General features: G+C 68.3%; 11 protein-coding genes and 3 rRNA genes. 4 read left to right on the forward strand and 10 right to left on the reverse strand.

The window, feature by feature from the left end; genetic code table 11:
* Nucleotides 1-2: 2 nt before the first annotated feature.
* The gene (gene gatC / locus G7063_RS10220; protein WP_166414300.1) at nucleotides 3-299 is read right to left on the reverse strand and encodes an Asp-tRNA(Asn)/Glu-tRNA(Gln) amidotransferase subunit GatC; all 297 of its coding nucleotides are present in this window, start codon (nucleotides 297-299) and stop codon (nucleotides 3-5) included.
* Nucleotides 300-494: 195 nt separating this feature from the next.
* On the opposite strand from gatC, the gene G7063_RS10225 reads away from it, so the two are divergent.
* Nucleotides 495-1,775, forward strand: a complete 1,281-nt coding sequence (locus G7063_RS10225) for a cellulase family glycosylhydrolase (protein ID WP_166414301.1) — start codon at nucleotides 495-497, stop codon at nucleotides 1,773-1,775.
* 226 nt (nucleotides 1,776-2,001) lie between these two features.
* On the opposite strand, the gene rrf is transcribed toward G7063_RS10225, so the two are convergent.
* The 8 genes from rrf to G7063_RS10265 form a co-directional block, all read right to left on the reverse strand.
* A 5S ribosomal RNA gene (rrf, locus tag G7063_RS10230) occupies nucleotides 2,002-2,118 on the reverse strand.
* A 71-nt stretch (nucleotides 2,119-2,189) separates the two neighbouring features.
* A 23S ribosomal RNA gene (locus G7063_RS10235) occupies nucleotides 2,190-5,293 on the reverse strand.
* A 419-nt stretch (nucleotides 5,294-5,712) separates the two neighbouring features.
* Nucleotides 5,713-7,233, reverse strand: a 16S ribosomal RNA gene (locus G7063_RS10240).
* Together the 16S, 23S and 5S rRNA genes form the textbook arrangement of a ribosomal RNA operon.
* A gap of 644 nt (nucleotides 7,234-7,877) precedes the next feature.
* Nucleotides 7,878-8,879: a sugar phosphate isomerase/epimerase gene (locus tag G7063_RS10245; RefSeq protein WP_166414302.1), complete on the reverse strand. Its 1,002-nt coding sequence runs from the start codon at nucleotides 8,877-8,879 to the stop codon at nucleotides 7,878-7,880.
* An 11-nt stretch (nucleotides 8,880-8,890) separates the two neighbouring features.
* On the reverse strand, nucleotides 8,891-10,105 hold the full coding sequence (locus tag G7063_RS10250; protein WP_166414303.1) for a Gfo/Idh/MocA family protein: 1,215 nt from the start codon (nucleotides 10,103-10,105) through the stop codon (nucleotides 8,891-8,893).
* Nucleotides 10,106-10,162: 57 nt separating this feature from the next.
* Nucleotides 10,163-11,233 (reverse strand): substrate-binding domain-containing protein, encoded by a 1,071-nt coding sequence (locus G7063_RS10255; protein WP_166414304.1) that lies wholly within the window; start codon nucleotides 11,231-11,233, stop codon nucleotides 10,163-10,165.
* A gap of 114 nt (nucleotides 11,234-11,347) precedes the next feature.
* Entirely contained in the window at nucleotides 11,348-12,379 is a 1,032-nt protein-coding gene (locus G7063_RS10260) for an ABC transporter permease (RefSeq protein WP_166414305.1), read from the reverse strand.
* Nucleotides 12,376-13,911: a sugar ABC transporter ATP-binding protein gene (locus tag G7063_RS10265; RefSeq protein WP_206188138.1), complete on the reverse strand. Its 1,536-nt coding sequence runs from the start codon at nucleotides 13,909-13,911 to the stop codon at nucleotides 12,376-12,378. The genes G7063_RS10260 and G7063_RS10265 overlap by 4 nt, the downstream gene beginning before the upstream one ends.
* Before the next feature lie 108 nt (nucleotides 13,912-14,019).
* On the opposite strand from G7063_RS10265, the gene G7063_RS10270 reads away from it, so the two are divergent.
* Both G7063_RS10270 and G7063_RS10275 read left to right on the forward strand, forming a co-directional pair.
* Nucleotides 14,020-15,204: an ROK family transcriptional regulator gene (locus G7063_RS10270; protein WP_240916035.1), complete on the forward strand. Its 1,185-nt coding sequence runs from the start codon at nucleotides 14,020-14,022 to the stop codon at nucleotides 15,202-15,204.
* 86 nt (nucleotides 15,205-15,290) lie between these two features.
* Nucleotides 15,291-15,953: a ThuA domain-containing protein gene (locus G7063_RS10275; protein ID WP_166414306.1), complete on the forward strand. Its 663-nt coding sequence runs from the start codon at nucleotides 15,291-15,293 to the stop codon at nucleotides 15,951-15,953.
* A 12-nt stretch (nucleotides 15,954-15,965) separates the two neighbouring features.
* On the opposite strand, the gene ligA is transcribed toward G7063_RS10275, so the two are convergent.
* A complete protein-coding gene (gene ligA, locus G7063_RS10280; protein ID WP_166414307.1) occupies nucleotides 15,966-18,281 on the reverse strand; it encodes an NAD-dependent DNA ligase LigA in 2,316 nt (771 codons plus the stop codon).
* A 118-nt stretch (nucleotides 18,282-18,399) separates the two neighbouring features.
* Here ligA and G7063_RS10285 point away from each other — a divergent pair, with 118 nt between their 5' ends.
* The gene (locus G7063_RS10285; RefSeq protein WP_166414308.1) at nucleotides 18,400-20,511 is read left to right on the forward strand and encodes a prolyl oligopeptidase family protein; all 2,112 of its coding nucleotides are present in this window, start codon (nucleotides 18,400-18,402) and stop codon (nucleotides 20,509-20,511) included.
* Nucleotides 20,512-20,556 lie beyond the last annotated feature (45 nt).

The following is a 20,556-nucleotide window of genomic DNA, read 5'->3' on the forward strand; positions in this document are numbered from 1 at the left end:
GGTCACTCCTCCCCGAGGATCTGCGGGACGAGGAAGCGGCCGTCCTCCTGCGCCGGTGCGCCCGAGAGCGCCTGGTCCTGGGTGAGCGGCGCGACGGGCTCGTCGGCGCGCATGACGTTCGTGAGCGGGAGCGGGTGGCTCGTCGCGGGGACGTCGGCGGTCGCGACCTCGCTCACCTGAGCGATCGCATCGACGATGACGTCGAGGTCGGCGGCGAACCGGTCCACTTGGTCGGGGGTGAGGTCGATGCGTGCCAGAGCGGCGACGCGCGACACCTCGTCGCGTGAGATGGAGGACATGGGACCAGTCTAGGTGCTGCGGCGGACACTCCGGAGGCGAGTCCGCCCGCTGCGCCCGTTCCGGTCGCACACTCGTCACTTAAGCGCTTCACTAGTCCTGTCGCGGGCACCGTTGCTCGCGATGCGTCGCCCCAGCGGGGCTGCGCACCCGCCGGCGGGCGACGACGCCCGCCGCCGACGAAGGGACACTCCCCCATGAGAAGGCTCCTCACCCGCGTCGCCGCGCTGCTGGGCGCGGCGACGCTCGCGGTCGCTCTGCTGCCGGCGACGCAGAGCGCCGTGGCCGCGACCGACGGCTTCAGCGTCTCGGGCGGACGGATCTACGACGCCCGCGGCGTCGAGTTCGTGCCGCAGGGCATCAACCACGCCCACGCCTGGTACCCGTCGCAGACGGGCTCGTTCGCGGATATCCGCGCCGCCGGCGCCAACACGGTGCGCGTCGTGCTCTCGGGCGGCCGCTACACACCCAGCACGGTCTCCGACGTCGCTGACGTCGTCGCCCGCTGCCGCGCCAACCAGCTCGTGTGCATCCTCGAGAACCACGACACGACGGGGTACGGCGAGGACGGATCCGCACGCTCGCTCGCGCAGGCCGCGCAGTTCTGGACGCAGGTCCGCAGCGCGCTCGTGGGCCAGGAGGCCTACGTGATGATCAACATCGGCAACGAGCCGTTCGGCAACAGCGGCTACCAGTCCTGGGCCTCCGACACGATCTCAGCGATCAGCACGCTGCGTCATGCCGGCCTGCGGCACACGATCGTCGTCGACGCCCCGAACTGGGGCCAGGACTGGTCCGGCACCATGAAGGCCGACGCGCCCCGCGTCGCCACCGCTGACGGCAACACCGTCTTCTCGATCCACATGTACGGCGTCTACGACACGGCCGCAGAGGTCACGTCGTACATCGACTCCTTCCGCAGCCGGGGCCTGGCGCTCATGGTCGGCGAGTTCGGCGACGCGCACTCGGACGGCAACCCCGACGAGGCGACGATCATGCGGTACACGCGGACCACCGGCGTCGGCATGCTCGGTTGGTCGTGGTCCGGCAACGGCAGCGGGGTCGAGTACCTCGACATGGCGAACAACTTCGACGCCGGCCGCCTCACCTCGTGGGGACAGCGCTTCATCAACGGCACCGACGGCCTCAAGGCGCGCGCACCCAAGGTCGCCTCCGTCTACTCAGGCGGGACCGTCGATCCGACGAACCCTCCGACCGAGACGGGCGGCATCGCCCCGAACGGCTACCCCTACTGCACGAGCGGGTCGAGCGACCCGGACGGCGACGGGTGGGGCTGGGAGAACAACCGCTCCTGCGTGGTGCGCGGGTCGGCTCCGGACACCGGATCGAGCAGCGGCGCGACGGCTCCGAACGGCTACCCGTACTGCGCGAGCGGGTCGAGCGACCCCGACGGCGACGGCTGGGGCTGGGAGAACAACCGCTCCTGCGTCGTCCGCGGTTCCGCGGCCGCTCGTTGAGCAATGCTCTCGCGTCCATCTTCGGTCCACCGCTGAACGAGAAGGCGTGAGCTGACCTTCCCGCCACGGCGAAGGCCCTCCCCTGCACGGGGTGGGCCTTTGTCGTGCGCAATGGTGGATCCGCATCATCCCCTGGTGAACCTTTTCCGGCGCGAGGCCGGAACGGATCCACCCCGGGGAACGCAGAAGGCCCACCCCGAAACGGGGTGGGCCTTCGCGAATGAATGTCCGGCAGCGTCCTACTCTCCCACCCCGTCACCAGGGCAGTACCATCGGCGCTATGAGGCTTAGCTTCCGGGTTCGGAATGGGACCGGGCGTTTCCCTCACGCTATGACTGCCGAAACTCTATGGGGTTATCAACACACCGGTGATGACCCGGGAACCGCACAGTGGACGCGTAGCATAAAAACTGTTGTATCAAGTCATCGGCTATTAGTACCGGTCAGCTCCACGAGTCTTTCGTCCTCGCTTCCACATCCGGCCTATCCACCCAGTGGTCTACTGGGAGCCTCTCACCCTCAAAGGGGCACGGAAATCTCATCTCGAAGCAGGCTTCCCGCTTAGATGCTTTCAGCGGTTATCCCTTCCCAACGTAGCCAACCAGCCGTGCTCCTGGCGGAACAACTGGCACACCAGAGGTTAGTCCGTCCCGGTCCTCTCGTACTAGGGACAGGTCTTCTCAAATTTCCAACGCGCGCAGCGGATAGGGACCGAACTGTCTCACGACGTTCTAAACCCAGCTCGCGTACCGCATTAATGGGCGAACAGCCCAACCCTTGGGACCTACTCCAGCCCCAGGATGCGACGAGCCGACATCGAGGTGCCAAACCATGCCGTCGATATGGACTCTTGGGCAAGATCAGCCTGTTATCCCCGGGGTACCTTTTATCCGTTGAGCGACGGCGCTTCCACAAGCCACCGCCGGATCACTAGTTCCGACTTTCGTCCCTGCTCGACCTGTCAGTCTCACAGTCAAGCTCCCTTGTGCACTTGCACTCGACACCTGATTGCCAACCAGGCTGAGGGAACCTTTGAGCGCCTCCGTTACATTTTAGGAGGCAACCGCCCCAGTTAAACTACCCACCAGGCACTGTCCCTGATCCGGATCACGGACCGAGGTTAGGTATCCAGAGCGACCAGAGTGGTATTTCAACGATGACTCCACCGACACTGGCGTGCCGGCTTCACAGTCTCCCACCTATCCTACACAAGCCGCACCGAACACCAATACCAAGCTATAGTAAAGGTCCCGGGGTCTTTCCGTCCTGCTGCGCGTAACGAGCATCTTTACTCGTACTGCAATTTCGCCGAGTTCGCGGTTGAGACAGCGGGGAAGTCGTTACGCCATTCGTGCAGGTCGGAACTTACCCGACAAGGAATTTCGCTACCTTAGGATGGTTATAGTTACCACCGCCGTTTACTGGGGCTTAAATTCTCAGCTTCGCTCAAGAGAGCTAACCGGTCCTCTTAACCTTCCAGCACCGGGCAGGCGTCAGTCCGTATACATCGTCTTGCGACTTCGCACGGACCTGTGTTTTTAGTAAACAGTCGCTTCCCCCTGGTCTCTGCGGCCCTCAAACGCTCCCCTGGCAAGCAGGTTCACGCCTCAGGCCCCCCTTCTCCCGAAGTTACGGGGGCATTTTGCCGAGTTCCTTAACCACGATTCTCTCGTCGCCTTAGTATTCTCTACCTGACCACCTGAGTCGGTTTAGGGTACGGGCGGCTGGAGCCTCGCGCCGAGGTTTTTCTAGGCAGCATAGGATCATCGACTTCCCTTAACGGTCCCCGTCAGCTCTCAGGCACATGAACGGCGGATTTGCCTACCGTTCGCCCTACAGCCTTGGACACGGTCTACCATCGCCGTGCTTCGACTACCTTCCTGCGTCACCCCTCGCGCTGACCTACTACCGGATCGGTTCGCGGCCTCACCGGAGCACCGGTCCCCCGAAGGGAACATGGTGCCGGCTCGGGCGCTTAGCATCACCGGATTCGATCTGGGCGGCTCTTCGCCGGTACGGGAATATCAACCCGTTGTCCATCGACTACGCCTGTCGGCCTCGCCTTAGGTCCCGACTAACCCAGGGAGGATGAACCTGGCCCTGGAACCCTTGGTCATTCGGCGGACGGGATTCTCACCCGTCATTCGCTACTCATGCCTGCATTCTCACTCGTGTAGGCTCCACCACTGGGTTCCCCCGCAGCTTCAATGCCCACACGACGCTCCCCTACCCATCCACACGCCTGGACCACGAAGGCCTAGCGAAAGTGTGAATGCCACAGCTTCGGCGGTGTACTTGAGCCCCGCTACATTGTCGGCGCGGAATCACTTGACCAGTGAGCTATTACGCACTCTTTCAAGGGTGGCTGCTTCTAAGCCAACCTCCTGGTTGTCTGTGCAACTCCACATCCTTTCCCACTTAGCACACGCTTAGGGGCCTTAGCTGGTGGTCTGGGCTGTTTCCCTCTCGACTACGGAGCTTATCCCCCGCAGTCTCACTGCCACGCTCTGGCTTACCGGCATTCGGAGTTTGGCTGACGTCAGTAACCTGGTGAGGCCCATCGGCCATCCAGTAGCTCTACCTCCGGCAAGGAACGCGTGACGCTGCACCTAAATGCATTTCGGGGAGAACCAGCTATCACGGAGTTTGATTGGCCTTTCACCCCTACCCACAGCTCATCCCCCCAGTTTTCAACCTAGGTGGGTTCGGTCCTCCACGCGGTCTTACCCGCGCTTCAACCTGGCCATGGGTAGATCACTCCGCTTCGGGTCTAGACCCAGCGACTATGATCGCCCTATTCGGACTCGCTTTCGCTACGGCTTCCCCACACGGGTTAACCTCGCCACTGAGCACTAACTCGCAGGCTCATTCTTCAAAAGGCACGCGGTCACCCCTGCTAGGGAGGCTCCCACGGTTTGTAAGCACACGGTTTCAGGTACTATTTCACTCCCCTCCCGGGGTACTTTTCACCTTTCCCTCACGGTACTGGTCCGCTATCGGTCACTAGGTAGTATTTAGGCTTATCGAGTGGTCTCGACGGATTCACACGGGATTTCTCGGGCCCCGTGCTACTTGGGAACACCCTCGGGAGGTCACGCCATTTCGTCTACGGGGGTCTCACCCTCTGTGCCGGACCTCTCCAGATCCTTCGACTATGACGCGACTTTCTGACTCCCTGGACCAGCGGCAGCTGATCCTGAAGGGTCCCACAACCCCGTACGCGCAACGCCTGCCGGCTTTGACACGCGTACGGTTTGGCCTCATCCGCTTTCGCTCGCCACTACTCACGGAATATCTCTTCCTGCCGGTACTGAGATGTTTCACTTCCCGGCGTTCCCTCCGCTCACCCTATATATTCAGGTGAGGGTACCTGGACATGACTCCAGGTGGGTTTCCCCATTCGGACATCCTCGGATCACGGTTCGTTTGCCAACTCCCCGAGGCTTATCGCAGGCTACGACGTCCTTCATCGGCTCCTAGTGCCAAGGCATCCACCATGTGCTCTTAGAAACTTGAACAACAGCTATTGCAGATACCAAAGATAAAGATCTTTGAATTACAAAGATGCTCGCGTCCACTGTGCAGTTCTCAAGCAACCACCGGCCCCGCGCACCCATGCCTGGCGCCTCCAGCCCGAACTCACAAGGAGTGGGGCTGGGGTTCGCCGGCCGGCGCGGTCCGAGAGGTACCTCCACACACCCCGAAAGGGTGTGGGCCTGTTCCCTCAGGACCCAACAGCGTGCCTGATCCACCCCACCGAGGTAGCCACCGCGTTCCTTCCCCAACCGAAGCTGGAGCGTACTAGCAGCGCCCACCCCCTATGCGGGGAGGCGAGAGTCAATGTTCCACCCATGAGCGTCCACCTCGAGCACGTACGGCTCGAGCGTGGCACTGACCCGATCACCAGCCAAGGGCTGGACGGGTTGTGGCTCCTTAGAAAGGAGGTGATCCAGCCGCACCTTCCGGTACGGCTACCTTGTTACGACTTAGTCCCAATCGCCAATCCCACCTTCGACGGCTCCCTCCCAAGGGTTGGGCCACCGGCTTCGGGTGTTACCGACTTTCGTGACTTGACGGGCGGTGTGTACAAGGCCCGGGAACGTATTCACCGCAGCGTTGCTGATCTGCGATTACTAGCGACTCCGACTTCATGGGGTCGAGTTGCAGACCCCAATCCGAACTGAGACCGGCTTTTTGGGATTCGCTCCACCTCGCGGTTTCGCAGCCCTCTGTACCGGCCATTGTAGCATGCGTGAAGCCCAAGACATAAGGGGCATGATGATTTGACGTCATCCCCACCTTCCTCCGAGTTGACCCCGGCAGTCTCCTATGAGTCCCCGCCATAACGCGCTGGCAACATAGGACGAGGGTTGCGCTCGTTGCGGGACTTAACCCAACATCTCACGACACGAGCTGACGACAACCATGCACCACCTGTACACCAGTCCGAAGACGCACACATCTCTGCATGATTCCGGTGTATGTCAAGCCTTGGTAAGGTTCTTCGCGTTGCATCGAATTAATCCGCATGCTCCGCCGCTTGTGCGGGCCCCCGTCAATTCCTTTGAGTTTTAGCCTTGCGGCCGTACTCCCCAGGCGGGGCACTTAATGCGTTTGCTGCGGCACGGAACTCGTGGAATGAGCCCCACACCTAGTGCCCAACGTTTACGGCATGGACTACCAGGGTATCTAATCCTGTTCGCTACCCATGCTTTCGCTCCTCAGCGTCAGTTGCGGCCCAGTGACCTGCCTTCGCCATCGGTGTTCCTCCTGATATCTGCGCATTCCACCGCTACACCAGGAATTCCAGTCACCCCTACCGCACTCTAGTCTGCCCGTACCCGATGCAAGCCCAAGGTTGAGCCTTGGGTTTTCACACCAGACGCGACAAACCGCCTACGAGCTCTTTACGCCCAATAATTCCGGACAACGCTTGCGCCCTACGTATTACCGCGGCTGCTGGCACGTAGTTAGCCGGCGCTTCTTCTGCAGGTACCGTCACTTTCGCTTCTTCCCTGCTGAAAGAGGTTTACAACCCGAAGGCCTTCATCCCTCACGCGGCGTCGCTGCATCAGGCTTTCGCCCATTGTGCAATATTCCCCACTGCTGCCTCCCGTAGGAGTCTGGGCCGTATCTCAGTCCCAGTGTGGCCGGTCGCCCTCTCAGGCCGGCTACCCGTCGTCGCCTTGGTGAGCCGTTACCTCACCAACAAGCTGATAGGCCGCGAGTCCATCCCCCACCGATAAATCTTTCCAGACCCGGCCATGCAGCCAGGTCTCATATCCGGTATTAGCCACGATTTCCCGAGGTTATCCCGAAGTGAGGGGCAGGTTACTCACGTGTTACTCACCCGTTCGCCACTGATCAGGCGGAGCAAGCTCCACCGTCACCGTTCGACTTGCATGTGTTAAGCACGCCGCCAGCGTTCGTCCTGAGCCAGGATCAAACTCTCCGTAAATGTCTAGCGCCAGCCCCGAAGGACTAACAACCATACGAAGCGAACCCGAAGGTTCAAATAAACTGGCAATGACCGACTCATGTCGGTCCATTCCAAAGGAATCTCAACGATCAGGCACCGGGTCGCCATGTAGCGGCCGGCATCCCTCTCGCACGAGAGTTATTTGGCATTGACTATCAAGCACACTGTTGAGTTCTCAAGGAACAGACGCGCATCCTCGCTCTTCCCTTGCGGGTCCTGCTCGGAGGCAACCGTTCAAACTTACCCCGTTCGCTTCCCCGTGTCAAACTCGGTCTGTCCGACCGTGTTCGAGCTGCGGAAGTACCCGCGCCCTCCACGCGCACCGAATGACCCGGAGTTCCGGGAGCCGGTGAAGGTGGGTGGCTGAGCCTCGGCGGTTCGGCCCGGGATCTTCATCCCGTTCCTTCGCCCTGCCGGGCTGGCTCGAAGAACATTACACGTGCCCCGGCACCGACGCCAAATCGGCATGATCCTGCGGCCGAGAGGTCATCGGGCAGGTTGAGCACCCGCAGAGGACGGGCGCGACCCCCTCCCCCGGAGGTGCCGCGCCCGTCAGTCAGCGCCCGGGCCCCAGCGCGGGACCCACGCTCCGCGTCGCGCCCGAGGGCGCGACGCTCAGCAGCTCAGCGCACGCTGAACGCAGCGTCGAACGCCGCCGTCGGCGCGTCGAACGCCGTGCGACGCACGAACTCGAGCGCCTCCGGCGCCCCGACGAGGCGGTCCATGCCTGCGTCCTCCCACTCCACCGAGATCGGCCCCTGGTAGCCGATCGTCGTGAGCATGCGGAACGCGTCCTCCCACGGCACGTCGCCGTGCCCAGTCGAGACGAAGTCCCAGCCTCGACGCGGGTCCGCCCACGGCAGGTGCGAACCGAGCCGGCCGTTGCGGCCGTTCGTCATGCGCTTCTTCGTGTCCTTGCAGTCGACGTGGTAGATCCGCTCGCGGAAGTCCCAGAGGAAGCTCACCGGATCGATGTCCTGCCACACCATGTGCGACGGGTCCCAGTTGAGGCCGAACGCCTCACGGTGGTCGATCGCGTCGAGCGCCGCATGCGTCGTCCAGTAGTCGTACGCGATCTCGCTCGGATGGACCTCGTGCGCGAACCGCACGCCCTCGCCGTCGAACACGTCGAGGATCGGGTTCCACCTGCGCGCGAAGTCCTCGTAGCCCGCGTCGATCATCGACTGCGACGCCGGCGGGAACATCGCCACGTACTTCCAGATCGACGAGCCCGTGAAGCCGACGACGGTGTCGACGCCGAGCTTGCGCGCCAGACGCGCCGTCAGACGCATCTCCTCCGCGGCGCGCTGCCGCACGCCCTCCGCGTCACCGTCGCCCCACACGACGTCCGGCAGCATGTCGCGGTGACGCTCGTCGATCGGGTCGTCGCACACCGCCTGGCCCTTGAGGTGGTTCGAGATCGTCCACACCTTGAGGTTGTGCCGCTCGAGGATCTCGAGGCGCCCCTCGACGTAGTCGGGCTCGTCGACCCGCCACGGGTCGAGGTGATCGCCCCAGCAGGCAAGTTCGAGACCGTCGTACCCCCAGCCGGAGGCGAGACGCGCCACCTCCTCGAGCGGCAGGTCGGCCCATTGGCCGGTGAACAGCGTGATCGGTCGTGCCACAGCAGCTCTCCTCACTCTCGGGCCGCGGCGGGCTGCGCGCGGCGGGGTCCCGGGAGCGGGACCCAGACGTTGTCGGCCAGGCTCGAGCGCTCGACAGCGTCGAGCACCCGCTGGACCTGCAGACCGTCGTCGAACGTCGGGCGCGGGGACGTGCCCGACGCGACCGCCTCGACGAGATCTACCACCTGGTGCGTGAAGCCGTGCTCGTAGCCGAGCCCATGGCCCGCAGGCCACCAGCCGCCCACGAAGGGATGCTCGGGCTCGGTGACCACGATGCGTCGGAAGCCCGCCGTGCGGGCCGGCTCGGTCGCGTCATAGACGTGCAGGACGTTCATGTCCTCGAAGTCGAACGCGAGCGAGCCGTTCTCACCGTTGATCTCCAGCCGGATCGCGTTCTTGCGGCCCCACGCGAAGCGCGTCGCCTCGAACGTCGCGAGACCGCCTCCCGTGAGCCGGCCGTAGAACACCGCGGCGTCGTCGACCGTCACAGGGCCGCGACCCACGCCGGCCTCCCCCCGGAGGCCCGCGTGCGCGTCCGCGACCGGACGCTCGTGGACGAACGTCTCGAGCAGGCCCGAGACACCCGTGAGCCACTCCCCCGTGACGAACTGCGCGAGGTCGACGACGTGCGCGCCGATGTCGCCGAGCGCGCCCGAGCCGGCCTTCTCCCGGTCGAGCCGCCACGACAGCGGCGCCTCCGGGTCCGCGATCCAATCCTGCAAGTACTGCGCACGCACGTGCCGCACCCGGCCGATCCGGCCCTCCTCGACGAGCTGCCTCGCCAGCTGGACCGCCGGCACCCGCCGGTAGGTGAAGCCGACCATCGCGATCTGGCCGCGCTCCTGCGCCGCTCGCGCAGCCTCCGCCATGCGCTCCGCCTCCGCGAGCGTGTTCGCGAGAGGCTTCTCGCACAGGACGTGCTTGCCCGCCGCGAGCGCCGCGACCGCGATCTCCTCGTGCGTGTCACCCGGCGTGCACACGTCGACGAGGTCGACGTCGTCCCGCTCGACGAGCGCACGCCAGTCCGTCTCCGTGCTCCGCCAGCCGAGACGCTCCGCAGCCGCCGAGACCGCGGCACCGTTGCGGCCGCCCAGGACAGCCATGTCGATCGAGCGCGGCAGGTCGAAGAACCGCGGCGCGTTGCGCCAGGCCTGCGAGTGCGCCGCACCCATGAAGGCATAGCCGACCATCCCGACCCCCAGCCGGGGTCGATCCGTCCCGCTCATGCGTGTCCTCCTCTCGGACAGTGTCGGGCGGGCGCCCAGGCGCCCGCCCGACGAAGGTCAGGACTCGAAGGCCGCACCGATGAAGTCGTCGACGTTGTCCTTCGTGACGACGGGCGCGTACAGCTGCACCTTGCGCGGGATCGTGCCCGAGACGAGGTCACCCATGATCCGGCCCTGCGCGACGAGCCGCGCCAGGCGGATGCCGTCCGCGGCCTGCGTCGACGGGTAGATGACCGTCGCCTCCATGACCGAGTCGCCGCTCTTGATGAGCTCCATGACGTCCTTCGAGCCGGCGCCGCCGACCATGAAGAACTCGTCGCGCTTGGCCGTCTCGATCGCCGCGAGGACACCGATGCCCTGGTCGTCGTCGTGGTTCCAGATCGCGTCGATCTTCTGCGCCGCCTGGAGCAGCTGCGACGTCACCGCCTGACCACCCTGGATCGTGAAGTCCGCCGCGACACGGTTGGAGACCTTGAGACCACAGCCCGCGAGCGCGTCGTTGAAGCCCTTCGTCCGGTCCTGCGTGAGAGGCAGCGAGTCGATCCCCGCGATCTCGGCGATCACCGAGTCGGGCTTGTCGCCCAGGCGCTCGCAGATGTACGTGCCGGCCGAGACGCCCATGCCGTAGTTGTCGCCGAGCACGGTGACGCGCGCCGCGAAGGTCGAGGAGAACTCACGGTCGACGTTGATGACCGGGATGCCCGCCTCCATCGCCTTGATCGCGACGTCCGTGAGTGCGGCGCCGTCCGTCGGCAGAAGGACGATCGCGTCGACCTTGTCGTTGATGAACGTCTCCACCTGGGAGATCTGGAGGTTGGCGTCGTTCGTGCCCTCCGAGACCTTGAGGTCGACGTCCGGGTAGCGACCCGCCTCCGCGATCGCAGCCTTGTTGATCGCGCCGAGCCAGCCGTGGTCGGCCGCGGGGCCCGAGAAGCCGATCGTGATCTTCTTGCCGGGCTCGTCGTTGCCGCCGGGGGCCGGCGCGGGAGCGGACACGCTGCCGCCGGGAGCCGACGTCGGGTCCTTCGGGGCCTCGTTCGAGGTGCACGCCGTGAGGGCGAGCGTCAGAGCAGCGGCCGTGCCGAGCGTGAGGGTCAGGCGGCGGCGCAGCATCGATGGTGCGGGCATGACAGTCTCCTTGGTTCGCGATGGGTGGGGGTCGGTACGGATGGAGGTGATACCTGGAGGGTCGAGCTGCGGCCGTCGGCCACGGCGCCCGCGGCGCCGGGACCGGCAGCCGGGTCAGGAGGTCGAGCGGGACCGCCGCGCGAGGTGCTGCTGGAGCAGCACGGCGGCGACGATGATGACGCCCTTCGCGACGGCCTGGGCCGACGTCGAGAGGTTGTTGAGGGTGAAGACGTTCGTGAGCGTCGTGAAGATGAGGACGCCCAGGACGGTGCCGACGATCGTGCCGCGACCACCGATGAGGAGCGTGCCGCCGACGACGACCGCGGCGATCGCGTCGAGCTCGTACATCGAGCCGTGCGTCGAGGTGCCTGCCGTCGTCCGGACGAGCATCATCACCGCGCCGATGCCGGCCGTGAGGCCCGCGAGCCCATAGACGTACATCGTGTGTCGGCGCACGTCGATGCCGGCGAGACGTGCGGCCTCCGGGTTGCCGCCGACCGCGACGGTGCGGCGGCCGAACGTCGTGCGGTTGAGGAGGATCCAGCCCGCGACCGCGACGAGCGCGAAGATCCACACGAGCACCGGCACACCGAGCACCGAGCCGCCGAAGAGGTCGAGAAACGGCTTGACCTTGACCCGCTGCGTCTGGCGGTTCGAGATCATCTCGGCGAGACCGCGCGCCGCCGCCATCATCGCGAGCGTCGCGATGAACGCGACGACCTTGCCGTACGCGACGAGCGCGCCGTTGACGAGGCCTGCGACGAGGCCGACGGCGAGCGCCGTGAGGACCATGACCGACCAGTGGACGTCGAGAGCCATCTGCTGCGTCGCGAGCGTCGTCGCCCAGACCGACGCGAGCCCCATGACCGCGCCGATCGACAGGTCGATCCCGCCGGTCGTGATGACGAAGGTCATGCCGACGCTCAGGACGCCGATCACCGACGCGAGGCTCAGCACCGTGAGGAAGTTGCTCACCGACGCGAAGCGTTCATCGGCCGTGACGAGGCCGACGACGCTCAGCAGCACGAGCGCCACGACGAGGCCGGCGTTACGTCCGGCCGCGCCAGAGAGCAGGCTGCGCCGCTTCGAGGCGACCGGTGCCGGCGCCCCTGCGGGCGCGGCGGGGGACGAGGTCGAGGAGCTCACGCTGCACTTCCTTCCATGACGAGGTCGAGCACACGGTGCTCGTCGATCTCTGCCGCAGGGCCGGTGTGGACGACCCGGCCCTCGGCGATGACGAGGACGCGGTCGGCCAGGCCGAGCACCTCCTCGATCTCGCTCGAGACGACGAGGACGGCCGTGCCCTGCGCCGTCAGTCGGCGCACGAGCGCGTAGATCTCGGCCCTCGCCCCGACGTCGACGCCACGCGTCGGCTCGTCGAGCAGGAGGACACGGCAGCCGTGGAGCAGCCACCGTCCGAGGAGGATCTTCTGCTGGTTGCCGCCCGAAAGCGTGCGGGCGTCGCGCTCGGGGTCGGCCGGACGCAGGTCGAGGTCGGCGATCTGCGCGCGCGCCTCGCGGCGCTCGGCACGCTCGTCGAGGAACCCCGCACGCGACGTGCGGGTGAAGGTCGACAGCGTGATGTTGCGGTAGACGGGCTCGTCGAGCAGGAGCCCCTGGGACTTGCGCTCCTCGGGGCACAGGCCGATGCCGGCGGCGACCGCGCGTCGCACCGAGCCGCGCCGCAACGGCTGGCCGTCGACGCGGACCGTGCCGCGCGTCGCGCGGCGGGCTCCGTAGATCGTCTCGAGGATCTCGGAGCGTCCCGAGCCGACGAGGCCCGCGAGCCCGACGACCTCGCCCGGCCGGATCGTGAGGTCCACGCCCTCGAAGACCCCCGCGAGCGCGAGGTCCGCGACCTCGAGCACGGGCGCCCCCTCGAGCACCTCGGACGGACGGTCGGGGAAGACCCGCTCGACCTCGCGTCCCGTCATGAGCCGGATGAGCTCCCTCGTGGGCGTCGCTGCGACCTCGAGGCCTGTCGCGACGGTGCGGCCGTCCTTGAGGACCGTGATCCGGTGACCGATGCGCCGGATCTCCTCGAGGCGGTGGGAGATGTACACGACTGCGACGCCTGCGGCCGTGAGCTCGGCGACGACGCGGAAGAGGTTGTCGACCTCCTCCGTGTCGAGCACCGCCGAGGGCTCGTCCATGACGATGACGCGCGCACCCCGCGAGAGTGCCCGGGCCATCGAGACGACCTGCTTGCCGGCGGCCGAGAGCGTCCCGACCTCGCGGCCCGGGCGGATCTCGGGGTGGCCGAGCCGCGCGAGGATCTCCGCGGTCCGGGTGCGGAGCTCGCCACGACGGGTGAGGCCCGCGCTCGCGAGCTCGTGGCCGAGGAAGACGTTCTCAGCGACCGAGAGGCCGTCGACGACGTCGAGCTCCTGGTACATCGTCGCGACCCCGAGGCGGAGCGCGGCGACCGGGTTCGGGAGGGCGACGACCTCGCCGTCGATCTCGATCTCGCCCTCGTCGGGCTGGTGGGCTCCGGCGAGCACCTTGATGAGGGTGGACTTGCCGGCGCCGTTCTGCCCGAGGAGGCAGTGGACCTCGCCGGGGCGGACGTCGAGGTCCACCCCGCCGAGCGCTCTGGCCCCGGGAAACGTCTTGACGATAGCGCGCATCCGGAGGAACGGAGCGGGGTCGTCGATCTGGTGGGGGTCGTCGTTGACCATGTCGACGACGCTACGGAAACTTCTGTCGACCGTCAATCAAAAGATGAAAGATGATGACGCGCGTTATGAGAACGTGACCTGCAGAAGCAGACGTGGTTCACTGTGCGCATGGTCGAGGACTCCGCAAAGTTCGCCCCCCGCGGCAGCGGCGCCGGGGAGATGTTCCAGCTGCTCCGCGACGGCACGCCCCGCACCCGCGCCGACCTCGCCCAGACGACCGGCCAGGCCCGCTCGACGATCGCCGCCCGCGTCGACCTCCTCCTCGCCTCCGGGCTCGTCGCCCCCGCCGGCGAGGCCGTCTCGACCGGAGGCCGACCGCCCGCCACCTTCGCGTTCAACCCCGGCGCCCGCCTCATCCTCGCCGTCGACCTCGGCGCGACCCACGCCCGCCTCGCCCTCACCGACCTCGCCTCGCACGTCCTCGACGAACGCACCGAGGACCTCGACATCGCCGAGGGCCCAGGCCCCGTGCTCGCGCGCGTCGTCGAGCTCGCCGAGAAGATGATCGCCGACTCCGGACGGCCCCGCACCGACCTCGTGAGCATCGGCGTCGGACTCCCCGGCCCCGTCGAGCACACGAGCGGCCGCCCCATCAGCCCACCGATCATGCCCGGCTGGGACGACGCCGACGTCCCCGGCGTCCTCCGTCGCGCCCTCGGCGCCCCCGTCCTCGTCGACAACGACGTCAACATCATGGCGCTCGGCGAGCACGCCACCACCTGGCCCGACGTCGACCACCTGCTCTTCGTCAAGGTCGCGACCGGGATCGGCGCCGGCATCATCTCCGACGGCGGCATCCGACGCGGCGCCCAGGGCGCCGCAGGCGACCTCGGCCACGTCGCCGTCCCCGACCGCCACGACGTCGTGTGCCGCTGCGGCAACACCGGCTGCCTCGAGGCAGTCGCCGGCGGCGGCGCCCTCGTCACCCGCCTCCGCGACACCGGCCGCGACGTCCGCACGACCGCCGACGTCGTCGCCCTCGTCCGCGCCGGCGACACGACCGCGAGCGCCGAGGTCCGCCAGGCCGGACGAGAGCTCGGCGCCGTCCTCGCGACGTGCGTGAGCATGCTCAACCCCTCGATGATCGTCGTCGGGGGTGCCCTCGCCGAGGCCGGCGAGCACCTCATCGCGGGCATCCGCGAGGTCGTCTACCAACGCTCCCTGCCGCTCGCGACGCAGCACCTGCGCATCGTCACGTCACGCACCCGCGCCCGCGCCGGCGTCCTCGGCGCAAGTGCCATGGCCGCCGAGGCCGTCCTCTCGGCCACCGCGGTCGAGACGCTCGTCCTGTAGCGATGCTCGCCCAGCCCACCCCCGACCGCTACGGTCGGAGCAGGACACAGCCGTCCGCTCCCGCGCCCGCCAGAGGAGAGTCCCCGATGACCGCACGCCAGGCACTCGTCGTCCGAGGAGGGTGGGACGGGCACGCCCCGCAGGAGGCGACCGACCTCTTCATCCCGTTCCTCGAGGACTCCGGGTTCACGGTCGTCGTCTCCGACTCGCTCGAGGTCTACGCGGACGACGCCCTCATGGCCGCGACCGACCTCGTCCTGCAGTCCTGGACCATGGGCGAGATCCTCGGCGACGAGGTCCACGGCCTGCGCACGGCCGTCGCCGCAGGCACGGGGCTCGTCGGCTGGCACGGCGGCGTCGTCGACTCCTTCCGCATGTCGGCCGAGTACCTCCACCTCATGGGCGCCCAGTTCGCCGCCCACCCCGGCGACTCCGTCGAGCACACCGTGCGCTTCCTTCCCGAGCGCGCCGACCACCCCGTCGTCGCGGGGCTCGACGACTTCACGCTGCGCTCCGAGCGCTACTGGCTCCTCACCGACCCGCTGCTCGACGTCCTCGCGACGACGACGATCGAGGCCGGCCCCGAGGACCCGTGGGACGGACCGACGACGCACCCCGCCGTGTGGACGCGACGCTGGGGCGCGGGCCGCATCGTGGTGTGCGCACCCGGGCACCACCTCGCCGACCTCGCGGTCCCCCAGGTGCGCACGATGATCGAGCGCGGGCTGCTCTGGGCGGCGCGCGCCTGACGCACCGCCCCCTCAGGCGTCGAGCGCCGCAGGGCCCTCCGCAAGGAGCGTGACGAACTGCGCCTCGTCGAGGATCCGCAGGCCGAGCTCGCGCGCCTTCGTCTCCTTGGACCCCGCGTTCTCACCGACGACGACGAAGTCGGTCTTCTTCGACACCGAGCCCGCGGACTTCCCTCCTGCCGCGAGGATCGCCTCCTTCGCGCCGTCGCGCGAGAAGCCCTCGAGGCCGCCCGTGACGACCACGGTGAGGCCGTCGAGCACGCCCGACACCTCCTCCTTGGGAGCGCCGGGCCCCGGGTGGCCGGGGGTCTCGAAGCGCACGCCCGACGCACGCCAGCGCTCGACGATCTCCGCGTGCCAGTCGACCTCGAACCACGCGAGGATCTCTGTCGCGATCGTCGGGCCGACGCCCTCGACCGCCGCGAGGTCCTCGGCCGACGCCGTCCGCACGAGCTCGAGCGAGCCGAAGTGCTCCGCGAGCGCGCGCGCCGCGGACGGTCCCACGTGGCGGATGTTGAGCGAGACGAGGATGCGCCACAGGTCCTTGGTGCGGGCCTTCGCGAGCTCGGCGACAAGCTTGTGGGCCGCTGCCGACGGGACGACGTCCGGCGGGAGCGGGCCCGCCGCGAGCGCCTCGTCGAGCGTGAGGCCCTGCTCCTCGGCCCACGCGGCATGGTCCTTCTTCGTGGCGCGCCGCGCGAACGGCGTGCGCTCCTTGGCGTGGCCGTCGTCGTCGACCTTCGGCAGGCCCGTCTCGGAGTCCTTGACGACGACGCGCACGGGCACGAGGTCCGCGACCGAGAGGTCGAACAGTCCCGCCTCGGTCTCGAGCGGCGGAACCTCGGGGACGAGCGGCTGCGTGAGGGCCGCCGCCGTCACCTCGCCGAGCACCTCGACGTCGAGGCCGCCGCGCGATCCGATGTGCTCGACGCGTCCGCGCACCTGCGCGGGGCACGAGCGCGCGTTGGGGCAGCGCAGGTCGACGTCGCCCTCCTTCATGGGACGCAGCGTCGCGCCGCACTCCGGGCACACGACAGGCATGACGAAGTCGCGACGCGGGACGCCGTCGCCCGCCGCGGCCTCGACCGGACCGACGATCTCGGGGATGACGTCCCCTGCCTTGCGCAGCACGACCATGTCACCGATGCGCACGCCCTTGGCCCTGACGACGTCCTGGTTGTGCAGCGTCGCCTGCCGGACGACCGAGCCCGCGACGCGCACGGGCTCCATGACCGCGTACGGGGTCGCGCGGCCCGTGCGGCCGACGCCGACGACGACGTCGAGCAGGCGCGTCGTCACCTCCTCCGGCGGGTACTTGTAGGCGATCGCCCAGCGCGGCGCACGGCTCGTCGCGCCGAGCCCCTGCTGCAGCGTGACCTCGTCGACCTTGACGACGATGCCGTCGAGCTCGTGCTCGATGTCGTGGCGGTGCTCGGCGTAGTACGCGATGAAGTCGCGGACGCCGTCGAGGTCGTCGCACACGCGGTTGTGCGGCGAGACGGGCACGCCCCAGCCGGCGAGCAGCTCGTACTCCTGGGACTGACGGACACGGCCCTCGGCGAAGACCCCCGGCACCTCCGCGTCGCCCCACACGAGCGCGCCGACGCCGTGCGCGTAGACCGCGAGCGCGCGCCCCGCCGTGACCCGGGGATCCTTCTGGCGCAGCGAGCCCGCAGCCGCGTTGCGCGGGTTCGCGAACGGGGCGCGCCCCGCGGCGACCTGAGCCGCGTTGAGCGCCTCGAACCTCTCGACGGGGAAGAACACCTCGCCCCGCACCTCGACGAGCTCCGGGTGCGTCGCCGGGTCGCCGCCGAGCGCGTGCGGCACCGAGGAGATCGTGCGGACGTTGAGCGTGACGTCCTCCCCCGTGCGCCCGTCGCCGCGCGTCACCGCGCGAACGAGGCGCCCCTTCTCGTAGACGAGCGCGATCGCGAGACCGTCGATCTTCACCTCGGTGAGGTAGTGGACCTCCGCGTCGCCCACGCCCTGGCGGACGCGGCCTGCCCACGCCTCGACGTCCTCGAGCGAGAACGCGTTGTCGAGCGAGAGCATGCGCTCGACGTGGTCGACCGCCGTGAACTCCGTCGAGAACGTGCCGCCCACCCGCTGTGTCGGCGACTCCGGGGTGCGCAGCGACGGGAAACGGTCCTCGAGCGCCGCGAGCTCGCCGAGGAGCGCGTCGAACTCGCCGTCGGAGACGAGCGGGGCGTCCTTGACGTAGTAGGCGAACTGGTGCGCCGCCACGGTCTCGGCGAGCTCCGCCCAGCGCTCGTGCGCGGCGGGGTCGGGCTCTTCGGGCGCGGGGGCAGAAACGTCGGCGTCGGTCACCGCACCATCATGCCAAGCGGGTCCGACATCGGGCGTCACCGTCGGGTGCGCGCGGCATCCGCGCAGGTCGCAGCACCTGCCTCCGAGGAATGTCCGCCACCCCGGCTACCGTGTCCTCATGCCGACGCAGCCTGACTCCCAGCCCCGACAGCACCCGACCGACGTCACGCTGCCCGTCCCGGGCGCGGACCCGTACGCCTGGCTCGAGGAGGTCGGCGGCGAGACCCAGCTCGCGTGGGCGCGCGAGCGCGGCGAGATCGCCGACGCCCGCGTCGCGGGCGGCGGGCTCCTCGCCGAGATCGAGGCCGAGGTGCTCGAGGTCCTCGACGACGACGCACGCATCCCCTACGTCGGTGCGGCGGGCGAGCACCTCTACAACTTCTGGCGCGACGCCGAGCATCCGCGCGGCCTGTGGCGCCGCACGTCGGAGGCCTCCTACCGCACCGACGAGCCCGAGTGGGAGGTGCTCCTCGACCTCGACGCGCTCAACGAGGCCGAAGGCGAGGACTGGGTGTGGCACGGCGCGAGCATCCTGCGCCCCGACCTCGACCGCGCGATCGTCACGCTCTCGCACGGCGGCTCCGACGCCGACGTCGACCGCGAGCTCGACCTCACGACGCTGACGTTCGTCGACCCCGCCGACGGCGGGTTCGTACGCCCAGAGGCCAAGGGAGGCCTCGTCTGGATCGACCGCGACACCGTGTTCCACTTCTCGGCGGACTCCGAAGGGACGACGACCCGCTCGGGCTACCCGCGCGTCGTGCGCCGCTGGCGTCGCGGCACGCCGCTCACAGCGGCCGAGGTCGTCTACGAGGGACTCGCCGAGGACATGTACATCGGTGCGCACCACGAGCGCACGCCCGGTTTCGAGCGCGACGTCGTCACGCGGTCCATCGCGTTCTACGACTCCGAGACCTACGTGCTCGACGCCGCGGGCACGCCCGTCCTCGTGCCCGTCCCGCGCTCGGCCGACGTCGCGCTCCACGGCCCGTGGGCGCTCGTGCGCCTGCGCGAGCCCTGGGAGGTCGCCGGGACGACGCACCCGGACGGCACGCTCCTCGTCGCCGACCTCGGCGAGCTCCTCGCCGGGACCGCCGAGCCCGCCGTGCTTTTCGCCCCGACCGCGACGAGCGCGCTCGAGGGCCTCACCTGGACGCAGAACCTCGTCGTCCTCACGATCCTCGAGGACGTCCGCCACCGCGTCGAGGTGCTCACGCCGCCCACGACGCCGCGCGGCGCCTGGGGCAGCGCACCGCTGCCCGGCGCGCCGAGCGCCGCGACGCTCGCGGTCGGCGCGGTCGACAAGGACACGAGCGACGACCTCTGGGTCACCGCGACCGACTTCCTCACGCCGCCGACGCTGCTCCGGGTCGACGCAACCGGCGCCCGCCCCGCGCAGACGCTCAAGGCTGCACCCTCCCACTTCGACGCGTCCACGATGAGCTGGGAGCAGCACACCGCAGTCTCCGCCGACGGCACGCTCGTGCCGTACTTCGTCGTCCACGGCGACCCGGCCGCCCGCGAGGGCGACGGCCCCGCACCGACGCTCCTCTACGGCTACGGCGGCTTCGAGATCTCGCTCACCGCCGACTACTCGGGCGTCCTCGGCCGCGCGTGGCTCGCCCGCGGGGGCACGTACGTCCTCGCGAACATCCGCGGCGGCGGCGAGTACGGGCCCGCGTGGCACGCAGCCGCGCTCAAGGAGAACCGCCACCGCGCGTACGAGGACTTCGCGGCCGTCGCGCGCGACGTCGTCGCACGCGGCATCACCGACCACGCGCACCTCGCGTGCAAGGGCGGCTCGAACGGCGGCCTGCTCACGGGCAACATGCTCGCGAGCTACCCCGAGCTCTTCGGCGCGATTGTCGTCCAGGTGCCGCTCCTCGACATGCACCGGTACACCCACCTCCTCGCGGGCGCCTCGTGGGAGGCCGAGTACGGCGACCCCGACGACCCCGCGCAGTGGGAGTTCATCCGCACGTTCTCCCCGTACCACCTGCTGCGGCCGGGCATCGAGTACCCGCCCGTCCTGCTGACGACGTCGACGAAGGACGACCGCGTCCACCCCGGCCACGCCCGCAAGACGACAGCGCTCCTCGAGGCGCTCGGAGCCGACGTCACCTACTACGAGAACCTCGAGGGCGGCCACGGCGGCGCGGCCGACAACACGCAGGCCGCGCACCTCGCCGCGCTCGCGTACGCGTTCTGCTGGGAGCGGCTCGGGAGGTAGTCCCGGGCTGACGGCGAGCGTCCGCGCTCGCCGTCAGCCCGGAGC

Origin of the sequence: Sanguibacter sp. HDW7 (assembly GCF_011300875.1) — a bacterium.
Lineage (GTDB): Bacteria > Actinomycetota > Actinomycetes > Actinomycetales > Cellulomonadaceae > Flavimobilis.